1 protein-coding gene is annotated in these 1671 nt (G+C 67.9%); it reads right to left on the bottom strand.

Annotated elements, in window-relative coordinates:
- Positions 1-143: 143 nt before the first annotated feature.
- Positions 144-1550, bottom strand: a complete 1407-nt coding sequence (locus tag ACIQF4_RS21150) for an IS1380 family transposase (protein ID WP_364275824.1) — start codon at positions 1548-1550, stop codon at positions 144-146.
- Positions 1551-1671 lie beyond the last annotated feature (121 nt).

Here is a 1671-nt window from a genome sequence, read left to right as displayed (position 1 = left end):
AGCCTCGATCCACCGATGAGCCTTCGGCTGGCCGTCCTGGCGTGACCGGTGCGAGATGATGCGCCGCGGGCAGGGGTGTGTTCCGGGCGTCGCATCCCGGTCGTCCACTTCGTTCTCGGTCGTGCCGCTGGTGGCGGCGGTAGTCAGCTGGCCGCTGCCGGTGGTGGCGCGTGCGTCGCGGTGAAGAGCCGTTCGAACGCGGTCTGCCAGGGCCAGGCCTCGGGCAGGTGCAGGGTGATCCGGCGCGCGGACCGCGCCAGCCGTGCCGGCACCGAGATGAGGGTTCGGCGGATCGTCGCGGTCGTCGCTCGGGCGAGCCGACCCGCCCGGTCGGCGATCAGCCCGGCGGCGCGGGTGAGGTTGAACGCGATCACCGCGAGCACGAGCCAGGCGCTGTTCGCGGTGAACACCCCGGACGGCAGGTGAGCGAGCGGACCGCCCTTCAGATCGGCGTGGACCTGTTCGATGATGGCGTGACCGCGGTGGGTCTTGTCTGCCGCGACGGTGCCCATCGTCGTCTTGTCGGTCGTGGTGAAGAACGCGTGATGCCGATAGACGTCGAACAGCGTCGGCTGTTCCACCTTGTTCGGGTTCAGGTCCGGGATCCGCCGCACCACCAGCCGCCCGTCGACCCGTTCGGCCTTCTTCCGTGAACGGAACGCAGTGAAGGCCACTTCGGCGACCTCTGCTTTCGAGATCAGCTGACCGGTGGCCTCGTCACGGATCGAGTCGGTGTACTCGATCATCTCCCACGCATCCTCGGGGATCGTCGCGATCGCCGCCTTCACCGCGGGGTCCATCCGGACGGTGACCGATACGTCCGCGCCTGCTTTGATCGCCGTGCCGATGGTGGCGTGTCCGTAGAACGCGGAGTCCGCGCGCAGCAACGGGCGGGCGCCGTTTCCGGAGTGCATGCGGCGGAGGGTGGCCAGGGCGTCGCCGACGATCCGGGCGGCGCCCTTCGGGGACCCGGTCTTCCCCTGCCGCAGTCGCTGACCCAGGATCACCGGAGCCGAGGTCGAGGTGCTGGCGGTGGCGATAAGGGCGTTCAGCCCGCGGACGCCGGAGTACCCGAACGAGGCGCCCTGCTTCTGGTATCCGTGGACCTCGATGATCGTGTCGTCCAGATCGACCATCACCCGCTCGTCGTTCGCGGCCTGCAGCAGTGGCGCGGCCTGGGTGAGGTTCACCAGGGTTCGGGAGGCGATGGCGTCGAGTTGGCGGACGTGCCCGAACCGGAACTCCCGCAGGAACGAGCCCAGCGTCGACGGCGCATACGTCCGATCGAACAGCCGGCCCATCCCGCCGTGACGCAGCACGTTCATGTCGTCGATCGAGTCCGCACCGGCGAGCATCCCCGCGACCAGCGCCATCACCTTGCCGCCAGCGTTCGCACCCTTGTCTGTCGGGACGGTCAACCGCGACTGGGCGAGCTCGTCGAGACCCGCGGAACGGGCGAGACGGAGCATCGGAACCAGCCCCACGGCCGACACCAGATTCGGATCATCGAACATCGCCGACACGGCAGCGGGAGCATGCTTGAATTGCACCTACGGGATGCCTCTCGTTTCTGGGAACTAGAACCTTAGACAAGCTCTATTTTCCCTGATCCGAGGGGCATTTCCGTGTCACGGCACCCGCTCACACCCCAAACTCATCGGTGGATCGAGG

The sequence above is a fragment of the Pseudarthrobacter sp. NPDC092202 genome (genome assembly GCF_044755505.1).
In the GTDB taxonomy this organism is placed as follows: Bacteria; Actinomycetota; Actinomycetes; order Actinomycetales; family Micrococcaceae; genus Arthrobacter.
The sequence above is the reverse complement of the archived record's forward strand: the minus strand, read 5'-3'. Positions and strand labels throughout refer to the sequence as shown.